Origin of the sequence: Flagellimonas sp., from assembly GCF_965601775.1 — a bacterium.
GTDB lineage: Bacteria > Bacteroidota > Bacteroidia > Flavobacteriales > Flavobacteriaceae > Flagellimonas.
Window position 1 is genome coordinate 1324271 of sequence record NZ_OZ271837.1, and the last position, 19124, is coordinate 1343394.

At 38.7% G+C, this 19124-nt stretch carries 13 protein-coding genes and 3 tRNA genes; 12 read left to right on the plus strand and 4 right to left on the minus strand.

Annotated features, from left to right (window positions below):
* Nucleotides 1-70 precede the first annotated feature (70 nt).
* Nucleotides 71-1606 (plus strand): NAD(P)H-hydrate dehydratase, encoded by a 1536-nt coding sequence (locus tag ACSLUF_RS06260; RefSeq protein WP_435625250.1) that lies wholly within the window; start codon nt 71-73, stop codon nt 1604-1606.
* Nucleotides 1607-1609: 3 nt separating this feature from the next.
* On the opposite strand, the gene ACSLUF_RS06265 is transcribed toward ACSLUF_RS06260, so the two are convergent.
* Nucleotides 1610-2014, minus strand: a complete 405-nt coding sequence (locus tag ACSLUF_RS06265; protein WP_435625251.1) for an STAS/SEC14 domain-containing protein — start codon at nt 2012-2014, stop codon at nt 1610-1612.
* A 165-nt stretch (nt 2015-2179) separates the two neighbouring features.
* Nucleotides 2180-4732, minus strand: coding sequence for an ATP-dependent Clp protease ATP-binding subunit (locus ACSLUF_RS06270; RefSeq protein WP_435625252.1), 2553 nt, complete (start codon nt 4730-4732; stop codon nt 2180-2182).
* A gap of 261 nt (nt 4733-4993) precedes the next feature.
* Here ACSLUF_RS06270 and gyrA point away from each other — a divergent pair, with 261 nt between their 5' ends.
* Nucleotides 4994-7480, plus strand: coding sequence for a DNA gyrase subunit A (gene gyrA, locus ACSLUF_RS06275; protein WP_435625253.1), 2487 nt, complete (start codon nt 4994-4996; stop codon nt 7478-7480).
* A 70-nt stretch (nt 7481-7550) separates the two neighbouring features.
* Nucleotides 7551-8813: a tetratricopeptide repeat protein gene (locus tag ACSLUF_RS06280; RefSeq protein ID WP_435625254.1), complete on the plus strand. Its 1263-nt coding sequence runs from the start codon at nt 7551-7553 to the stop codon at nt 8811-8813.
* A 49-nt stretch (nt 8814-8862) separates the two neighbouring features.
* Here ACSLUF_RS06280 and ACSLUF_RS06285 read toward each other — a convergent pair whose 3' ends face one another.
* Nucleotides 8863-9618, minus strand: a complete 756-nt coding sequence (locus ACSLUF_RS06285; protein ID WP_435625255.1) for an NlpC/P60 family protein — start codon at nt 9616-9618, stop codon at nt 8863-8865.
* Between the two features lie 21 nt (nt 9619-9639).
* Nucleotides 9640-10815, minus strand: coding sequence for an acetyl-CoA C-acyltransferase (locus tag ACSLUF_RS06290; RefSeq protein ID WP_435625256.1), 1176 nt, complete (start codon nt 10813-10815; stop codon nt 9640-9642).
* Between the two features lie 107 nt (nt 10816-10922).
* Here ACSLUF_RS06290 and ACSLUF_RS06295 point away from each other — a divergent pair, with 107 nt between their 5' ends.
* The 9 genes from ACSLUF_RS06295 to ACSLUF_RS06335 all read left to right on the plus strand — a co-directional run bounded on the left by ACSLUF_RS06295 (nt 10923) and on the right by ACSLUF_RS06335 (nt 19112).
* A complete protein-coding gene (locus tag ACSLUF_RS06295; RefSeq protein ID WP_435625257.1) occupies nt 10923-12956 on the plus strand; it encodes an HD family phosphohydrolase in 2034 nt (677 codons plus the stop codon).
* A 96-nt stretch (nt 12957-13052) separates the two neighbouring features.
* Nucleotides 13053-13136: transfer RNA gene (locus tag ACSLUF_RS06300), tRNA-Ser, on the plus strand.
* 17 nt (nt 13137-13153) lie between these two features.
* Nucleotides 13154-13228 (plus strand) — tRNA-Pro (locus ACSLUF_RS06305).
* A 40-nt stretch (nt 13229-13268) separates the two neighbouring features.
* Nucleotides 13269-13345, plus strand: a tRNA-Arg gene (locus ACSLUF_RS06310).
* 127 nt (nt 13346-13472) lie between these two features.
* Nucleotides 13473-14615: a tyrosine-type recombinase/integrase gene (locus ACSLUF_RS06315; protein WP_435625258.1), complete on the plus strand. Its 1143-nt coding sequence runs from the start codon at nt 13473-13475 to the stop codon at nt 14613-14615.
* Between the two features lie 85 nt (nt 14616-14700).
* Entirely contained in the window at nt 14701-15381 is a 681-nt protein-coding gene (locus ACSLUF_RS06320; protein WP_435625259.1) for a hypothetical protein, read from the plus strand.
* 152 nt (nt 15382-15533) lie between these two features.
* On the plus strand, nt 15534-17243 hold the full coding sequence (locus tag ACSLUF_RS06325) for an AAA family ATPase (protein ID WP_435625260.1): 1710 nt from the start codon (nt 15534-15536) through the stop codon (nt 17241-17243).
* Nucleotides 17240-18289 carry a hypothetical protein gene (locus ACSLUF_RS06330; RefSeq protein WP_435625261.1) on the plus strand — a complete coding sequence of 350 codons (1050 nt, stop codon included), beginning with the start codon at nt 17240-17242 and terminating at the stop codon, nt 18287-18289. Before ACSLUF_RS06325 ends, ACSLUF_RS06330 begins: the two co-directional genes overlap by 4 nt.
* A 271-nt stretch (nt 18290-18560) precedes the next feature.
* A complete protein-coding gene (locus tag ACSLUF_RS06335; RefSeq protein WP_435625262.1) occupies nt 18561-19112 on the plus strand; it encodes a hypothetical protein in 552 nt (183 codons plus the stop codon).
* The last annotated feature ends 12 nt before the right edge of the window (nt 19113-19124 follow it).

Consider the following 19124-nt stretch of genomic DNA (forward strand, 5'->3'; position numbering starts at 1 on the left):
TTTGAATGCTTCAGCAAATACACTTAAAATTTTTGCTAAATCCGCATTTATAACCACTTTTCTTTGTTGAATGAAAATTTTAACCGCAGCCCAAGTCTATCAAGCTGATAAATTTACAATTGAAAAACAACAAATTAGTAGTGATGCTTTGATGGAGCGTGCTGCCGTTCAAATTTTTGAATGGATTCATGCCCGACTTCAAGGAGCGCCCGTACTGATTCATATTTTTTGCGGAATAGGCAATAATGGGGGAGATGGAATAGCCCTAGCAAGGCACCTTGCGGAACATGGCTATAACATCAAGGTCTATGTGGTCAATTACAGTGAAAAGCGTTCCAAGGACTTTTTGTTGAATATGGAGCGATTAAAGGACCGGAAGATATGGCCTGAATTTATTAATGCGGAAACCACTTTTCCAGAAATTCAACCCAATGATATTATCGTGGATGCGATTTTTGGTATTGGTTTAAATCGTTGTCCAGATAATTGGGTATGCAAACTAATTGAACATCTCAATGCTTCCAAGGCATTTACCTTGTCTGTGGATATCCCATCTGGTTTGCCGGTGGACCAACCCTTATGGGATGAAGCGAAAGTGGTTTATGCGAACTATGTATTGAGTTTTCAAACTCCCAAATTGGTGTTTTTTCTACCTCAAAGTGGTATTTACCTCGAAAACTGGGAGGTTTTGGACATTGGATTGGATGCTGAATTCATGATGAATGTTCCTACTACTTTTGAATTTCTACAGAAGCACGATATGCAAGGGTTGTATATTCCTCGCGAGAAGTTTTCACACAAAGGAACCTATGGACATGCTATGATTGTTGGAGGTAGTTATGGCAAGATAGGGGCGGTGCATTTATCGGGAAAGGGCTGTTTACGGTCTGGAGCTGGTTTGGTTACCTTATATGTTCCTGAATGTGGATATGATGCCTTACAGTCCTCTTTTCCAGAAGCCATGGTGATTACCGACGAAGAAGAAGATTATATCAGTAAAATTTCTTTCTCATTAAAACCCAGTTCGGTTGGGATTGGTATGGGAATGGGGACAGATGAAGAAACTGCAAAGGCTTTTGGTAATTTTCTAAAATCCATTGAAGGTCCATTGGTAATTGATGCCGATGGAATAAATATTTTGGCTAAGCATCCAGAGATGCTAAAAGACATGCCCAAGGAATCCATTTTGACACCACATCCTAAAGAGTTGGAGCGATTGATTGGCACATGGAAAAATGATTTTGAGAAACTTGAAAAAGCTACTCGTTTTTCGTCAACCTATAAATGTATTCTGGTTATTAAAGGCGCACATACCATAGTGATTTCTGGTGAAAAAGGATTCGTAAACAATACAGGAAATCCTGGTATGGCCACTGCAGGTAGTGGAGATGTGTTGACGGGAATCATAACAGGACTTCTTGCTCAAAAATACCCAAGTTTACATGCTGCTATTTTCGGAGTGTACTTACACGGATTGTCGGCAGATATACAGGTTTCAAGGACTGGGTTTGAGGCCTTAATAGCTTCTGATATGATTGAGAACGTTGGGAACGCGTTTGTAGAGTTGTTCAGAAGGGAAGAGCCGAATGCTAAACAGGAAAGCTAGAACCTACTTTTTCTTTTTCTTTAACCGTTTTCTTACCCAAGCAACAGCATTGTCATATTCGATGAAAAACTCCATGTTTTTTTTGTAAAACAACTTTTCAATTTTAAAGTTGTGCATGTCTATTTCCTTTTTGGAAACAATGGCAAAAGCTTTAAGATTTTCGAGTCCTCTTACGTAATTATAAATGGTAGGGTCAACCGCATACGAATTCTTTCGAAGGCTGATGTAGCCAAAATCCTTGTCCCTAAAATGAATCTCTGAAATTCCGATGATTTGATAGGCCCTTTCCAAGGTAAGTGTAGCCCCTTCATCGAAAGTGGAAACCATGAAGTCATCATATACTTGCACAGTTCCGATGTCCAACTGATACTCACGTACCACGATGGGCTTCTTGTAAGCAATTCTCATTCCCAAATGTTATAGTGTCTCATTACGAAAGTAGCAGTAAAGCCTTTTGACCTGAAAAATTATAGATTAACAGCGTAAATATCGTTTATATGGTAAAATAGGAGGTGTTTTAAAAAGTAAAGCCGGCGAAGGCCGGCTTTAATAGTATTACTTGGTATTAAATTATTATTCTGCTTCCTGAGATTTCTTAGGCTTCTTAATTTTTATGGTGAGCTCTTCCTTTTTTTCATCCAAATCCATAAAAATACTATCACCTTCTACCAGTTTGGAATTCACAATCTCCTCTGCAAGGGCGTCCTCAATATACTTTTGGATGGCTCTTTTTAAAGGTCTAGCTCCGTACTGCTTGTCGAATCCTTTTTCAGCGATATAATCCTTGGCCTTTTCGGAAAGACTTAAGTCATAACCGATATCCTTGATTCTACCAAACAATTTATCCAATTCAATATCTATAATCTTATGTATGTGCTCTCTTTCCAAAGGATTGAAAACAATAACATCATCAATTCGATTCAAGAATTCTGGAGCAAAAGCCTTTTTGAGCGCATTTTCAATAACGCTTTTCTGATGACTATCGGCTTGAGCTTTTTTGGCAGCGGTACCGAAACCAACACCTTGCCCAAAATCCTTCAATTGACGAGCGCCAATATTTGAGGTCATTATAATGATAGTATTCCTAAAATCGATTTTTCTACCCAAACTGTCAGTTAGGTAACCATCATCAAGCACTTGTAGTAACATGTTGAATACATCCGGATGCGCTTTTTCGACCTCATCCAATAAGATTACAGAATATGGTTTTCTGCGAACCTTTTCAGTCAATTGACCTCCTTCTTCATAGCCCACGTATCCTGGAGGTGCACCAACCAACCTGGAAATGGCAAATTTCTCCATGTATTCACTCATGTCGATACGAATCAGTGCATCTTCAGAGTCGAACAATTCCTTAGCCAGGATTTTGGCCAACTGTGTTTTTCCAACACCCGTTTGTCCTAAGAAAATAAAGGAACCAATAGGTTTATTGGGGTCTTTCAGTCCCGCTCTATTTCTTTGGATGGCCTTAGCTACCTTGGCAACAGCTTCATCTTGACCTATCACAAAACCTTTAATAAGGTTAGGTAATTCAGCTAGTTTATTGCTTTCAGTCTGTGCGATACGGTTCACTGGAATACCACTCATCATAGAGACCACATCGGCTACGTTTTCATCTGATACCGTTTCCCTATGCATTTTGCTTTCGGCTTCCCAGCGTTCTTGAGCGGCCATAAGCTCCTTCTCCAAACGCTTTTCGTCATCCCTTAGCTTGGCAGCCTCTTCGTATTTCTGCTTTTTGACCACGCTGTTCTTTAGTTCCCTTACATCTTCAAGTTGGGTTTCCAACTCCAAAATTTGTTTGGGAACATCCATATTCACTATGTGAACTCGTGAACCAGCTTCGTCCAGTGCATCGATGGCCTTGTCCGGAAGGAATCGGTCCGTCATATATCTATTGGTAAGTTTCACACAGGCTACAATAGCATCATCTGTATAATTCACATTGTGATGGTCTTCGTACTTACCTTTTATGTTCATCAAAATTTCAATGGTCTCTTCAACTGAGGTTGGCTCAACCATCACTTTTTGGAAACGACGCTCTAAAGCCCCATCCTTTTCAATGTATTGACGGTACTCATCCAAAGTGGTCGCTCCGATACATTGAATTTCTCCACGAGCCAAGGCCGGTTTGAACATGTTTGAAGCATCTAAACTTCCAGTAGCACCACCAGCGCCAACAATTGTGTGAATCTCATCAATGAATAAAATGATGTCATCATTCTTTTCCAATTCGTTCATCACCGCTTTCATTCGCTCTTCGAACTGTCCTCTGTACTTGGTTCCAGCTACAAGAGAAGCTAAATCCAAAGTAACTACCCTTTTGTTATATAGGATTCTAGAAACTTTTTTATTGATGATGCGTAAAGCAAGACCTTCGGCAATGGCACTTTTACCTACCCCGGGTTCTCCAATAAGAAGCGGATTGTTCTTTTTTCTTCGACTTAGGATTTGGGAGACTCGTTCAATCTCCTTTTCTCTACCTACAACCGGGTCCAGTTTATTTTCTTCAGCCAAACGTGTCAGGTCCCTTCCGAAGTTGTCCAAAACAGGAGTTTTGGATTTTTTACTGCCTTTTTGACTGGGACTTGAACCAAAGTTACTTTCCTTGGCATCTCCAGTTTCTTCTGGGTCGCTAGGAAAGGATTCTGCTCTTGGCGTATCCAAATAATCGTCTTCGCTGGTAATCATGGACTTGAACTGTTCTTTCACATTGTCGTAATCCACTTTTAGCTTATGCAGCAATTTAGTGGTAGGGTCATTTTCATTTCTTAAAATACACAAAAGCAGGTGGGCCGTGTTTATAGACGAGCTTTGAAAAAGTTTAGCCTCTAAAAAAGTGGTCTTCAATGCGCGCTCAGCCTGTCTCGTTAGATGTAGGTTCTTTTTATCTTTTTGTACGGTGCCCGTGTTCGGATTGGCAGGACTCAGGATTTCAACTTTTCTACGCAAGTGATCTAAGTCCACATCCAGGGCATCCAATATATTGATGGCTTTGCCATTGCCATCGCGTAAAAGACCTAGCATTAAGTGCTCCGTTCCTATAAAATCGTGACCCAATCTTAGGGCCTCTTCCTTACTGTAAGCTATAACGTCTTTTACTCTAGGGGAAAAATTATCATCCATACGCTTCCTTATTCAGCAATTAAAATTAATAAAAGTATGCTTACGCAGGTCAAATACCGTACCCATATTCGATAAACATGGTTTAAAAGTCGAAATAAAGTGCTTTTTCCTAACACTTTAACACAGTTTTAGAAAGACCTGAAAAGTTGTCCGTTGGTGTTGATAATTTTTTTAATAAACTAGGGGGTATTAGTCGTTTAAGGGTCGAATTTATGTATATTGCCATGATGTTTTAACCAGTAAAAACGATAGGATTTTAGTATGGCGGAAGGAGAAAAGTTGATTCCGATCAATATTGAAGATGAAATGAAATCGGCCTACATTGACTACTCAATGTCGGTCATTGTGTCACGTGCCTTACCCGATGTCAGGGATGGATTAAAACCAGTACACCGGCGCGTACTTTATGGAATGCATGAACTAGGAGTTAGGTCTACCAGTGCACATAAGAAATCAGCACGTATTGTAGGGGAGGTTCTGGGTAAATATCACCCGCACGGGGATACTTCCGTATATGACACCATGGTGCGTATGGCTCAAGAATGGAGCCTGCGCTATATGTTGATTGATGGCCAAGGTAACTTCGGCTCGGTGGATGGTGATAGTCCAGCGGCTATGCGTTACACCGAAGCCCGTATGCGCAAGATTGCCGATGAAATGTTGGCAGACATTGATAAGGATACAGTAGACCATCAACTGAATTTTGATGATTCCTTGGAAGAGCCTACGGTTCTTCCTACACGAATTCCCAACTTGTTGGTGAATGGAGCTTCTGGTATTGCTGTTGGTATGGCTACCAATATGCCGCCGCATAACTTATCCGAAGTGGTTGACGGTACTATTGCGTACATCGACAATTCCGATATTGAAATTGATGAGTTGATGACCCACATCAAGGCCCCTGATTTTCCAACCGGAGGTATCATTTATGGCTACGATGGAGTAAAGGAGGCATTTCATACCGGAAGGGGGCGTGTTGTTATGCGCGCCAAAGCCACTTTTGAGGAAGTGCAAGGTCGGGAGTGTATTATTGTCACCGAAATCCCGTATCAGGTGAACAAGGCGGACATGATTAAGAAGACTGCTGACCTGATTAACGACAAAAAGATAGAAGGGATTTCTACAATACGCGACGAGTCGGATAGAAAAGGAATGCGCATTGTATACATACTTAAGCGCGATGCCATTCCAAACATTGTATTGAACACCCTTTACAAATACACCGCACTTCAATCTTCATTCAGTGTCAATAATATTGCGCTGGTAAAAGGAAGACCGCAATTGCTCAATTTGAAGGAAATTATCCATCATTTTGTGGAGCACAGGCATGAGGTTGTCGTTCGACGTACGAAGTACGAATTGAAGAAAGCGGAAGACCGGGCCCATATCTTAGAGGGGCTTATCATCGCTTCCGACAATATTGATGAGGTGATTGCCATTATCCGTGGTTCTTCAAATGTTGAAGAAGCGCGAAGCAGTTTGATGGAACGCTTTAAGCTTACTGAAATTCAGGCTAAGGCGATTGTAGAAATGCGATTGCGTCAATTGACGGGTCTGGAACAAGATAAACTTCGTGAGGAGTACGAAGAACTCAAAAAGACCATTGAAGATTTGAAGGACATCCTTGATAAAAAGGAACGTAGAATGCAGATCATCAAAGATGAGCTAGTTGAGGTTAAAGAAAAGTATGGGGATGACCGACGTTCCGAAATTAACTTTGCCGGGGGTGACTTGAGCATTGAAGATATGATTCCTGATGAGCAGGTGGTCATTACTATTTCGCATGCTGGATATATCAAAAGGACCCCACTTACGGAATATAAAACCCAAAATAGGGGTGGAGTTGGACAGAAAGCATCTTCCACTCGAAATGAAGACTTTTTAGAACATCTTTTTGTGGGAACCAACCATCAATACATGTTGTTCTTTACCCAAAAGGGAAAATGTTTCTGGATGCGTGTTTTTGAAATTCCTGAAGGAAGTCGAACCTCCAAAGGGCGAGCCATTCAAAATCTGATTAACATCGAACAGGACGATAAGGTCAAGGCCTTTATTTGTACTCGAGACTTGAAGGACGAAGATTACGTAAACAGTCACTATGTAATCATGGCGACCAAAAAGGGAACCGTAAAAAAAACCTCATTGGAACAATATTCGCGTCCCAGACAAAATGGAATTAATGCAATTACCATTCGCGAAGGGGATGAATTGTTGGAAGCCAAATTGACTACGGGTACCAGTCAAATTCTTCTTGGATTGAAATCTGGAAAAGCTATTCGGTTTGAAGAAAGTAAAACGAGACCAATGGGAAGAAACGCTTCCGGTGTTCGTGGGATTACCTTGGCCAGTGACACGGATGAGGTTGTAGGAATGATATCCGTGCATAATTTTGAGGATGATATCTTAGTCGTTTCAGAAAATGGATATGGAAAACGTTCCACCATTGATGACTACAGAATTACCAATAGAGGTGGAAAAGGTGTTAAAACCATTTCAATTACCGATAAAACTGGCGAACTTGTGGCCATCAAAAACGTATCGGACTTGGATGACCTTATGATTATCAATAAATCAGGAATCGCCATCCGAATGAGCGTAGAGGATTTAAGAGTAATGGGTAGGGCGACCCAAGGAGTAAAACTGATTAATCTAAAAGATACCGATTCCATCGCAGCTGTTGCCAAAGTGATGAAAGAGGATGATGAAGTGGATGATTCCGATATTCGTGAAATAGAGGTCAATGAATAATGGTACGGATTTTGAAAGTACCCAAGCGAAATAGTAAATAATAGATAAACACTAATTTATATTTTATACAATGAAAACTAAAGTTTTATTACTAATTGCTGTAGGTTTTTCTGCTTTTGGTTTTGCGCAGAAAAATGAAATAAAAGCGGCTGAAAAAGCACTTAAAGGTGGTGATGCCGTCTCTGCAAAAACAGCTTTGGAAGGTGCGGCTTCCTTAATTGAATCTGCCGACCCAAGGCTTCAAGCACAGTATTATGCGGTAAAAGGAAATGTATATTATGATTTAGCAAAGAAAGGTGATGCTTCTGCTTTTCAAACAGCTATTGATGCATACAAAAAAGTGATTTCCACTGAAGAGGCTAGCGGTAAGGAAAAATATACTACTGTTGCAACTCAGCAGATGGGTACGATGACCGCTGATTTGGTCAATTCAGCTGTGGCGGATAATAATGACAAAAAATTTAAAGAAGCGGCTGAAAAGTTATACTTAGGTTATAAGTTAAGTCCAAAGGATACACTCTATTTATATTACGCTGCCAGTAGTGCAGTTAGTGGACAAGACTACGACCTTGCTCTTAACTATTACAATGAGCTTAAAGACGTAGGATATGATGGTAGCGGAGTAAAGTTTACTGCGGTTAATGTAGAAACCGGTGAAGTGGAGGAAATGGATGAGAACACACGCAACCTCTATGTTAAAGCTGGAACCCACAAAGATCCCAAAGAGGAAAAAACGCCTTCTAAGAAGCCCGAGATTGTTAAGAACATTGCCTTGATATATCAGCAGTTGGGTGACAATGACAAGGCTTTAGCAGCATATTCTGATGCACGTTCCGTGAATCCCGATGACGTAAACTTGGTTTTAGGAGAGGCAAATTTACACTACGCCATGGGCGATAAGGACAAGTTTAAGGAACTTATGGCACAAGCCTCGGAAATGGCTCCTGACAATGCCGATTTGTTATATAATATTGGTGTGATCAATATGGAGCAAGGGAACTTGGAAGATGCTAGAGAAGCTTACAGAAAAACTTTGGCGATTGACCCAAGCTATATCAATGCACTTTTAAACCTTTCTACAACTTATGTAAATGAGGGTAACGGTCTTATTGATGAAATGAACACTTTGGGCAGTTCTAGAGCAGACATTGCCAGATATGATGAGTTAAAACAAAAGAAAGATGATCTTTTTGTTGAGGGCGCCAAGGTGTTGGAAGAAGCCTTGAAAACGAATCCTGACAATCAAAGTGTGTTGAGTCAGCTTAAGAATATCTACGGTGCTTTGGGAGATACAGATAACTTTAAACGAATTAAAGGACTCCTTGGTGAATAAGAGATTCTTTTCCGATAAATTAAAAAAGCCCCAATTATTGGGGCTTTTTTTATATGATTTTTTTGATTACCCGAAGTTGATGGGTGTATAACCTCTTATCCGTATTGAAAATTCCTGTATGGTCAATCCTATCTATACGTACTTCGCCATCTACATGGATAATGTAATTGTCCTTTAGAATAATTCCCACATGGTCAATAATCCCTTCACTATTGTCAAAAAAGGCTAAATCCCCGGGCTCACTCTCTTCAATAAAGCTTAAGGCATCTCCTTGTTGGGATTGTTCCTCAGCGCCTCTATCTAGCTGATACCCGTTGATTCGGTATACCATTTGGGAAAATCCAGAACAGTCAATACCAAAAGGGGTCTTACCACCCTTTAAGAAAGGAGCTTTTAAATACAGCAAGGCAGTTTCAATTAAGCATGATTTATCCCTTACCCCGTTGATCGCGTCACCCTCAAAAGAGGCATTCAAAGGGTTGGATTTAGCCAAAACCGAACCTAACACTATAGGCTGTAGCATGCTGTTTTCTTCTGAACAGATATGAGAAACAATATCCGTTGCGTAACTCAGTTGCCCTTTGGTATCAATTTCTCGGTATGCTTCCTCTGAAATCTGCGTGATTTGAAGATTGTGAACCCATCCTTCGCACTTGTCATAAGCCATACGAACGCGAGACCAGTTTTTTCTGGCCTCTAAAATCTTAAAATGTTCCCCATACAGCAGCTGGGATAACATTTCGCTCCCATCATTGGGTGCAGCACGTAAGGCAACAATACTTTGCGGACAGATTCCGTATAGCATGAATAAGCGACTTATCCTAAATTACAGGGTTTCCAGTACAATGGCCGAGGCACCTCCGCCTCCGTTGCATATGGCGGCAGCTCCCAATTTTCCATTATTCTGTTTAAGGACATTCAATAAGGTAATCGTAATTCGTGCTCCGGAACACCCTAGTGGATGACCCAAAGAAACCGCACCACCGTTAACATTTACATTACTATCCTCCAGACCCAATATTTTCATGTTGGCCAAACCTACTACAGAAAAGGCCTCATTGAATTCGAAAAAGTCAATTTCCTCCATGGAAACCCCAGCTCTGTGCAGGGCTTTGGGTAACGCTTTGGCCGGAGCTGTAGTGAACCATTTAGGCTCATGTGCCGCATCTGCATATCCTTTTATATAAGCCAATGGTTTTAAACCTAGTTCATTTGCTTTTTCTTCACTCATCAATACAACAGCTGCAGCCCCATCGTTTATAGTGGAAGCATTGGCAGCAGTCACCGTACCATCTTTCGAAAAAGCAGGTCTTAGGTTGGGTATCTTTTCAAGTTTCACGTTTTTATATTCCTCATCTTCGTTAACCAATATAGGTTCTCCCCTGCGTTGGGGTACTTCTACCGGTATGACTTCGTCCTTAAATTTTCCTGAATTCCAAGCATCTGCGGATCTCTGATACGACTGAATAGCGAATGCATCCTGGTCTTCTCGACTAAATTCATATTCAGTGGCACATGCATCCGCACAAACCCCCATGGCGTTTTGGTCATATACATCCACGAGGCCGTCCTTTTGCATTCCATCCACCAAAGTGGCCGGTCCAAACTTAATACCACCTCTCATATAGGTATAATGGGGTATCAGACTCATATTTTCCATGCCTCCTGCAACAACAATCGAATTCTCTCCCAAGGCTATGGATTGGGCTCCTTGCATGATGGCTTTCATACCAGAGGCACATACTTTGTTTACGGTTGTACAGGGTACCGTATTTGGAATTCCGGCAAAAATTGCAGCTTGTCTAGCTGGAGCTTGCCCTGTACCTGCTTGAACCACATTACCCATCAAAACCTCTTCAATTTCTTCCGGCTTCAATCCAATTTTATCTAGAGCGCCTTTTATGGCAGTGGCCCCAAGTTTAGGTGCTGGGACACTTGATAATGCCCCCATAAAACTTCCGATTGGAGTACGTACGGCGGACACTATTACAACTTTATTCATACCTCTTTGTTTAGGGTTGCAAATTACTAAATTTAAATGCAAAGGCTGTAGTCAATAAAGCTTGGCTTTTATTTATATTTTCTATTTTTGGGACTTACCGTTTGCGCATGGGAACAACTTTGGACAACGCTTATAAGTATCAATCGCTTGCCTATAAATATGTTCTCTATGCTGTTTCTGTCGCTTTGATTGTCTTTTTCTTTCCGAAGGAAGGAAAGTTCAAATATGAATTTCAAAAAGGCAAGCCATGGCAATATGAAAATCTCTACGCCCCAATTTATTTTTCCATCAAGAAAACAGATGAGGAAATTGCCGAAGAACAACGTTTCATCAGGGAAAATAAAACGGATTACTATACCTATGACGCCATTGTTCCCAATGAGGTGAAATTATCAGTGGAGCAGGAGTTGTCCTCCACTTTTAGACGGCAGGGTGAAGGACAACGTTTTGAAAGGAGAGTACGAACCTTGGCCGATAAGGTGGTTGACAGTATTTATAGATATGGGATTCTACAAGAGGTTCCTGTTACAGAGGCTATCTTTATAATAAAGAACAACGAAGCCATAGTGGTAAGTGCCTCCAATTTGATGAATCTTACCGATGCACGTGAAAAGGTTCAGCAAATTTTAGCTGATGAGAATCTTCGGGATGTACCATTAGCTGCAATTGTTGGTCGGCTTTTGGAGTCCAATGTTTTCTTTAACAAGACCTTGACCGAAAAAGCCTTAGAGGAAGAAATGGCGCAAATTTCATTTACCCGTGGAGAGGTTTCCGAAGGTAGACTCATTATTGCCAAAGGTGAAGTAGTAGAGGATGAAAACTTCAAGATTCTTAGTTCTTTAAAGCAAGAATATGAGTCAGAACTGTGGAGAGGAGACAATTTCTTTTACATCCTGCTAGGATATTCAATTCTTGTTGCGTTGGTGCTAATGATGCTCTTTTTGTTTATAAAACAGTATCGCAGCGAAATCTTTAAGAACAACAATAAACTTACTTTCATATTTGTCAATATTCTGCTGATGGTATTGGCAACAACACTGATGGTTAAAAATCAGGAAAGTTATGTATATGTCGTACCACTTTGTATACTCCCACTGATTTTAAAGAACTTTTTTGATGCTAGATTGGGACTGTTTGTTCATGTCCTTACTGTTTTGATTCTTGGTTTTGTAGTCCCCAATAGTTTTGAGTACATGTTTTTGCAGATTATTGCGGGGATAGTAACCATTTTGACCGCCTCAGAACTGTATCGAAGGGCGAATCTTTTCATTTCCGTGGGGCAAATCACCCTGATTTACATTATTGGTTATTTTGCTTTCCATATTATCCATGAGGGCAATCTAGAAGGGATAGAATGGACTTTGTTTGGGATTTTTGTGCTTAATGGGTTACTGACGCTCTTCGCACAACCTTTGATTTATATCTATGAAAAGATATTCGGTTTGGTTTCCGATGTTTCTTTGTTGGAGCTATCTGACACTAATTCCAAATTATTGAAGGAACTATCAAACAAAGCTCCGGGAACATTTCATCATTCCCTTCAAGTAGCGAATTTGGCTGAAGCCGCGGCCAACGAAATTGGCGCGAACTCTATGCTGACTAGGGTAGGCGCTTTATATCACGATATTGGGAAGATGAACAACCCTGCCTATTTTACAGAAAACCAGACTACCAATATTAATCCTCATGATGACCTTCCCCCAAAGGAAAGCGCCAAAATAATTATTGACCATGTTATTGAAGGTATAGAAACTGCTCGTAAAAACAATCTTCCGGATAGAGTCATTGATTTTTTACGAACACATCACGGGACAACAACGGTTTTTTATTTTTTACGGAAGCAGCAAGAGTCAGAGCCCGATACAGACCCTAAAGATTTTAAATACCCTGGGCCTATTCCTTTTTCTAAGGAAACCGCTATCTTAATGATGGCGGATGCTGTTGAGGCGGCTTCCAAAAGTTTAAAGAACCCTACCTATCAAATTATTGATGATTTCGTAGAGAAGATTGTGAAGGGTCAGATGCAAGCGGACCAATTTGTGAATGCGAATATCACCCTAAAAGAAATTGAAGTAGTAAAAAAGATACTGAAGCAAAAGCTGACTAATATTTATCATTTACGGGTAGAATATCCGGAATAAAAACTTCGGTAAAAAAACCACAAAAATGTTGCTATCTTACGAATGAAAAGGTACATTTGCATCCGCATTTTCAGAATGTATGTTCAAAGAATGTGAGGAGAGGTGCCGGAGTGGTAACGGAGCAGATTGCTAATCTGTCGACGGGTAACCGTCGCCTGGGTTCGAGTCCCAGTCTCTCCGCTTAATCTCAGGAATTTCGGGGTGTAGCGTAGCCCGGTTATCGCGCCTGCTTTGGGAGCAGGAGGTCGCAGGTTCGAATCCTGCCACCCCGACAAGGCCGAATCGCCAGATTCGGCTTTTTAATTACATATGGGTCGCGTAGCTCAGCTGGATAGAGCATCTGCCTTCTAAGCAGACGGTCGAAGGTTCGAATCCTTCCGCGATCACCACCTCTAAGCCCCAGTAATACTGGGGTTTTTTTGTTTTTTACCATTCTTTACTTTATCTTCCAAACTGAAAAATTTACCCAAATATTGAGGTTTCGGTAAGTTATTTCCGTCTTTTTTCCGTCTTTTTATGAAAATCAAGATAAAGCTTCTCAAGAGGGTCAGTAAACGAACTAAAAAAGGATTTCCAATAATAGTTTATGCCTCGGACAATTATAGAGATAAGGAATGGAGGACAGGGTATTTTTCAGAAGAAGCATTTTGGAATAGTCAATTTGCAACCCCTAACAGGAAACATCCTAACTACTATCAATTACTGGATTATCTAAATCCTCTAAAGAGGAGAATTGAGGAAGCGATATTGGAATCGACACGAAGACCCATTTCTTTTGAGGAGGCTAAGTCATTAATTTTTAACGTTCACAAGGATTCGTTTTACGAGTCTGCTATGAGAAGCTTCTCCGAAAACTTTAGGGGTACTGAGTGGAGTGCTATAAAACGATTTGATAAGTTTTATCCCTATTCTAGTTTTGACAATGTTTCTAAAGAAATAGCCTTTGCTTTCAGAGATAGACTGTTAAAAGAAGGGAATAAGCCATCTGGAGTTGATAGCTACATTAGATCTTTAAAGGCATTATGGAATCGTTTAAGTGACAAACCCAACCCTTTTAAAGGTGTGGTCACGCAAATTCCAGATACGGTTAAAACAGTTGCTTCCGATAACGACTTGAAAAAGTTAATTGAAGCGAATTTCCACAGACAGGATGGGTTTAGTGGGTTTTATCATTATCGAAATTATTGGTTGTTGATGTTTTATTTAGGGGGTATCGACCCCGAGGTACTCAGTAAATTAAGATATGACCGGAATCTTATAACTGGGAGAATTGTTTTTAACAGAAATAAAGGCAACTCAAAGACTAATTGCAATAATATTGTTCCCAAGTTGGCTCTTGAGATTATGGAAATCTACAAGGAAAATAGTAACCCATATTTTGTTCCAATTCATAAAGCTAATAACTATAAAACTTTTTCTGGAAATTTTTCCAGACGAATGAGGGAGTTAAGTCGAAAACTGCGGCTGAGTGTCGAGTTAAGACCTAAGTCGGCTAGATATACTTTCATAGATAGAGCCCAACAGTTGCTGATTGATGAACGAATAACAGCCCAAATTGTGGGACATAAAAGAAAAACCACAACAAGCATATATACAAATGATTTTCCTCTTCAATTACAGGATAAAGCACATTTGAATATCATTGATTTCTTAAAATAGTTTGGTAAATTCTTAGACGAAAGCAAAATGCTTCGTCATAGTTTAATTAACCTTTTGTAGTTTGAAAAATCAAAATGATCAAGTCATGGAAGAAAATATGATAAAAGGATTTGTAAAAATCTACCGTAGTCTTATGGATTGGGAATGGTACACTGAACCTGAAACATCGCATTTATTTGTTCATTTAATTATGAAAGCTAACTATAAAGACAAAAAATGGAAAGGGAAAGAAGTAAAACGGGGTTCGCTAATAACAAGTTTAAAACATTTATCACAATCTACCGGTCTAAGTATTACCAAGGTGCGCACGGCTTTGAAACGACTAAAGAATTCCGGAGCTATTTCTATAATTTCAACAAACAAATACACCATGGTAAGGCTTTTGAATTTTGATGTCTATCAGGAAATCTATCATCATAGTGACAAGCAAATACCACATAAGAATCAAAAGGATAAAACTCAAACGTCAACAACTAAAGAAATAAAGAAAAAGAATAAGATAAAAAATGAAAGAAATGGAGAGAGAATGAGAACTCTCTCAAATTTTGATTATTTAAATGAATTCTTTCACGAGGAACTAAAACGGATAATTAAAGACTACCCTCTTGCAGAAAAGCAGCTTGAGTTTTGTATTAATAAATTCAATACTAAAAAATATGAAAATCTAAATATTGGTCTATTTGAGAACTACCTAAGCAATTGGATAAATAACATAAAGCAAGAAACAAATTTAAAATTAAGTTTGCCTCCTACGTTTAGGGCTTAGACATCTCCCAGGGGTAGGGGCTTCAAACACCTAGAAATTTCGAAGTCTACATCGCCACCCAGTCTAATTTTTACTGCAAGTAAATTCTAGGAGGGGGGGTATTTAGTTTTGTGGGAAATTATTTCTTAATTTATAGAAATAATATATGAAATATGAAATTGTCATTCCTCTGGGTTGAAAAGTTTAGAGATTTCGAAAACCAGGGTTTCAATTTTTCAAGTTCCGTTAAATTCAAGTATTCATTTTTAGATCATTTTCTATACTGCCAAGAAGAACGGAAGCTTCCCGAGAATTTCTTTGGTAAAGGAGTTACAGGGGTGACAGGAGTGGTGGGAAGGAACGGTTCTGGAAAAAGTAATCTGCTTGAACTCATTTGCAAAAGTTTGAAGAGAGGAAAGTCGTTAGTCACAAATGATTTTTTTTTAATATTCGAAAACAACGACGAGTTTCATTGCTACCATAGCTTTAAAGGTAGTTCTCCCCGATTCAGATTATCAGGTTCAAAAATTAAAATAAAATACTTCAAATATCAGGACCAAATAAAAAATCTTAAGGTTGTTTTCTTTTCGAATGTGTTCGATCAAAGATTGGCGACATTTGATGATTCCGTAGTTGATATTTCAAATAACAAAAGATATTCAAAGAAGTCATTATACCGAAGAAATAGTCCATCAGACTTTTCAAAACAAGTCGATTTCATTGAGTCTAAACATTTCCATGATTTGAACATCTCTAAACCTCGTGCTGTTAGAATAACAAGCAAAGTTTGGTCTAGTGGATATAACTCAATAACCATTAGAAAACTTTTTGGAGAGCATGTGAGGCAGTTTAATTCGTTTAAGAGTGTATTACGAAATCGTCTTAGAGACACTGTGCCATCCAAAAAGTTCTATAACACATTAGTCTTTGCGATTTTTTTGGACACAGTACGTGATTTTAAAGGCATCGACGATAGTGTTTTCCCTTTTGACGACCTTCTAACAACTTTTCTAAATAACGGTGGTTTAAATTACACCTTACCCACTAATCAAATAATTGACAATCTTTTAAATTGGTTGAGACTATTGTATGACTATTTACCATATAAAAAGGAGAATACGTTAATACAAGATGAATTTGATTTCTATCGCCAAAACATTAATTTTCTGTACAGCTTAAAATACCCAATTTCAGAATTAGATATCAAAGTATCGTCAGAAGGAATTAGAAATAAGCAAGTAGAATATTTTTATTTTGATTATGCCCCCTTGCAAAATCTTTCCGAAAGAATCAGTGAAAACAGAAGTATATTACAGTTTTCAAGAGCTATTAATATTAGCAATCAGTTGGAAATAGATTGGTTAGGAATTAGTTCAGGTCACAAAGCATATTTGAATCTGTTTTCTTTGGTTTATGATGCTTTAACCTGGAATAACAGCAATACTCTTATATGTTTCGATGAGGCCGATTTATATCTTCACCCAAGCTGGCAAACGGAGTTTTTTGAAAAAATGATTAGTATTATCCCTCGCATGTATAGTGGCCAATATCAATTTATAATTTCTTCACATTCTCCATTTCTTATTTCTAATCTTCCCAGACAATGTTTGCTAGTACTAGAAAACTCTGGAGGTCAAAAGGTAATCGATGGAGTAGATCTTTTTAAAGAGACTTTTGCGGGCAACCTTTATAGTCTTTTTTCAGAACCTTTGTTTCTGGGAGAAAAACGCATGAGTTCATTTGCTGAAAAGACTATTATAAATATTGAAAAAGCTATAGAGAATGCTAAAAACGAAAAACAATTGGAACAAATAAGAGCATCTATTGAATTAATTGGAGACGAGGTAATTAGGGGGTATTTAATAAATAGGCTTTCAAATTGATTTCAATTCAAGAACAATTAAACTGTTACAATCCTGACAGAAAGCTATCACTTGCTGCATTATTCCTCTGGAAATTTTTAAATAAGCGAAACAAAGGTGGTCAACTTCATTATAGCTCAATCGTAAAACGGACTGAAAAAGCAGAATTTTTTGTAAACAGTAAAGAATATTTCGAAAAATTCGCCGATCAAAATCAAACAAGACTAGATAGACATGTTGCGTTTATAAACCTCCTCCGTGAAAACAACCACCAATTCCTAAAGCGATTAATTATAGCTCCTCCAAATGAGCTCTTTTCTCTTAAAGAAACAATAATGTCAATTCTAGAAAAGGAAGACCTTATAGAAGTTCATAAAGGGAGATTTGTTGCCACTAAATTCAACAAGCTCATTTCAAAAAAAATATTCAACTATGAAAGTTTTAGAAGGAGTGCGTTTTGTGCGAAACTATATTATCATTTAGGTTTCAACTCCGTGACATGTCCTTATTGCAATGACAATACCATTTCAATTGTTGACATAAGCGAAGATTCTGGTGTTAACCTTAAAGCATATCTTGATATTGATCATTTTTATGCTCGATTACATAATCCATTTTTTGGTCTGTCTTTCTTTAACTTAATCCCAAGCTGTACGGATTGTAATTCTAGAGAAAAGGGGGATAAGGACTTTTGCATTACTACCCACAACAATCCATATTTCAAGTCATTTAATTCGCGCTACTCTTTTAGAACAGATGCCCAAAGTTTAACAGGCTCCTCAAATAACATTTATTTGGAATACATTGATAACAGTTGTGAGGATTTCACTGTTCGAGACCTGCGTCTCCAATATAGGTATCGAGGAAAACATCTGGGCACGCTAAATAGTTTAATAAGAACATATCTAGACAATCTACACCATTTAGATGTTCCAGAATTACATGACATCGCAAAAAAATTAATCCTAAAAGAGGTGCCGACTCAGGTGCCAGAAATTGCTAAACACACAGCTGGCAAGATGAAGAGAGACATACTGATATCCATTGATTGTAAAGGTATAATTTAGGTTTTTACCATTATTACAAATTAATGCAATATCGAATGGTTGAATAATCCATTTAGCCTTAATAAATGGCACTTACATTGCACATATTCAATCTGACCAATATGCAGAAAACCGAAGAAGTAAAAATTCCATTAGATAGAAATCTTCCTTAAGAAAGTAAATAGTTCGTATTATAAGGTCTTGCAGCGGTCTAGTACTTAACAAACTGATACATATCATTGTAGACCAGAGTCTTTGAAAATACTTTTAGGGGTCAAAAAACCTAAAAATCATGAAATTTCATGCATTCTTTTTTTCTTTTTTGTTTTCGATTATTGCGTACGGACAAGATGCTAATGAGCAAATATTAAGAACAACTGTGGGGTTTGAGCTGGATGCAGTGCCATACATATTCGAAGGGTATTATGGTTCAGCCTGGGTCGGTCATAATCATTTTAGATATAGGGCGGTAATCACAAAAATCGAGACTCCAAGCTTTATTCTGGAAGATGGTTTTACCAATAATAAAATGAAAGTCTACGCTGCGATTGTGGATTACTTTTTTGAATCCGGCTTCAAAGGTTGGTGGATTGGGCCTGGTTTGGAGTATTGGGATGCCAATATACAGACAGATGCCCAATTGGAAACGGCAGAATACAACAATTTCATATTTACTCTAGGAGGTGGATATGTATGGAAATTTCATAAAAATTTTTATTTGAACCCTTGGGCAGCGGTACATTTCAGGATTGCGGGTGATAAAGAAGTAAGGGTAGATCAAAGCACATATGAAACACCATTTGCAATACCTGAAATCTCACTTAAGCTAGGTTGGCATTTTTAGCCTTATGATGAA

Coding starts and splice junctions, on each gene's coding strand:
- ACSLUF_RS06260 (WP_435625250.1), top strand. CDS start 71: ATGAAAATTTTAACCGCAGCCCAAGTCTATCAAGCTGATAAATTTACA.
- ACSLUF_RS06265 (WP_435625251.1), bottom strand. CDS start 2,014: ATGAGAATTGCTTACAAGAAGCCCATCGTGGTACGTGAGTATCAGTTG.
- ACSLUF_RS06270 (WP_435625252.1), bottom strand. CDS start 4,732: ATGGATGATAATTTTTCCCCTAGAGTAAAAGACGTTATAGCTTACAGT.
- gyrA (WP_435625253.1), top strand. CDS start 4,994: ATGGCGGAAGGAGAAAAGTTGATTCCGATCAATATTGAAGATGAAATG.
- ACSLUF_RS06280 (WP_435625254.1), top strand. CDS start 7,551: ATGAAAACTAAAGTTTTATTACTAATTGCTGTAGGTTTTTCTGCTTTT.
- ACSLUF_RS06285 (WP_435625255.1), bottom strand. CDS start 9,618: ATGCTATACGGAATCTGTCCGCAAAGTATTGTTGCCTTACGTGCTGCA.
- ACSLUF_RS06290 (WP_435625256.1), bottom strand. CDS start 10,815: ATGAATAAAGTTGTAATAGTGTCCGCCGTACGTACTCCAATCGGAAGT.
- ACSLUF_RS06295 (WP_435625257.1), top strand. CDS start 10,923: ATGGGAACAACTTTGGACAACGCTTATAAGTATCAATCGCTTGCCTAT.
- ACSLUF_RS06315 (WP_435625258.1), top strand. CDS start 13,473: ATGAAAATCAAGATAAAGCTTCTCAAGAGGGTCAGTAAACGAACTAAA.
- ACSLUF_RS06320 (WP_435625259.1), top strand. CDS start 14,701: ATGGAAGAAAATATGATAAAAGGATTTGTAAAAATCTACCGTAGTCTT.
- ACSLUF_RS06325 (WP_435625260.1), top strand. CDS start 15,534: ATGAAATTGTCATTCCTCTGGGTTGAAAAGTTTAGAGATTTCGAAAAC.
- ACSLUF_RS06335 (WP_435625262.1), top strand. CDS start 18,561: ATGAAATTTCATGCATTCTTTTTTTCTTTTTTGTTTTCGATTATTGCG.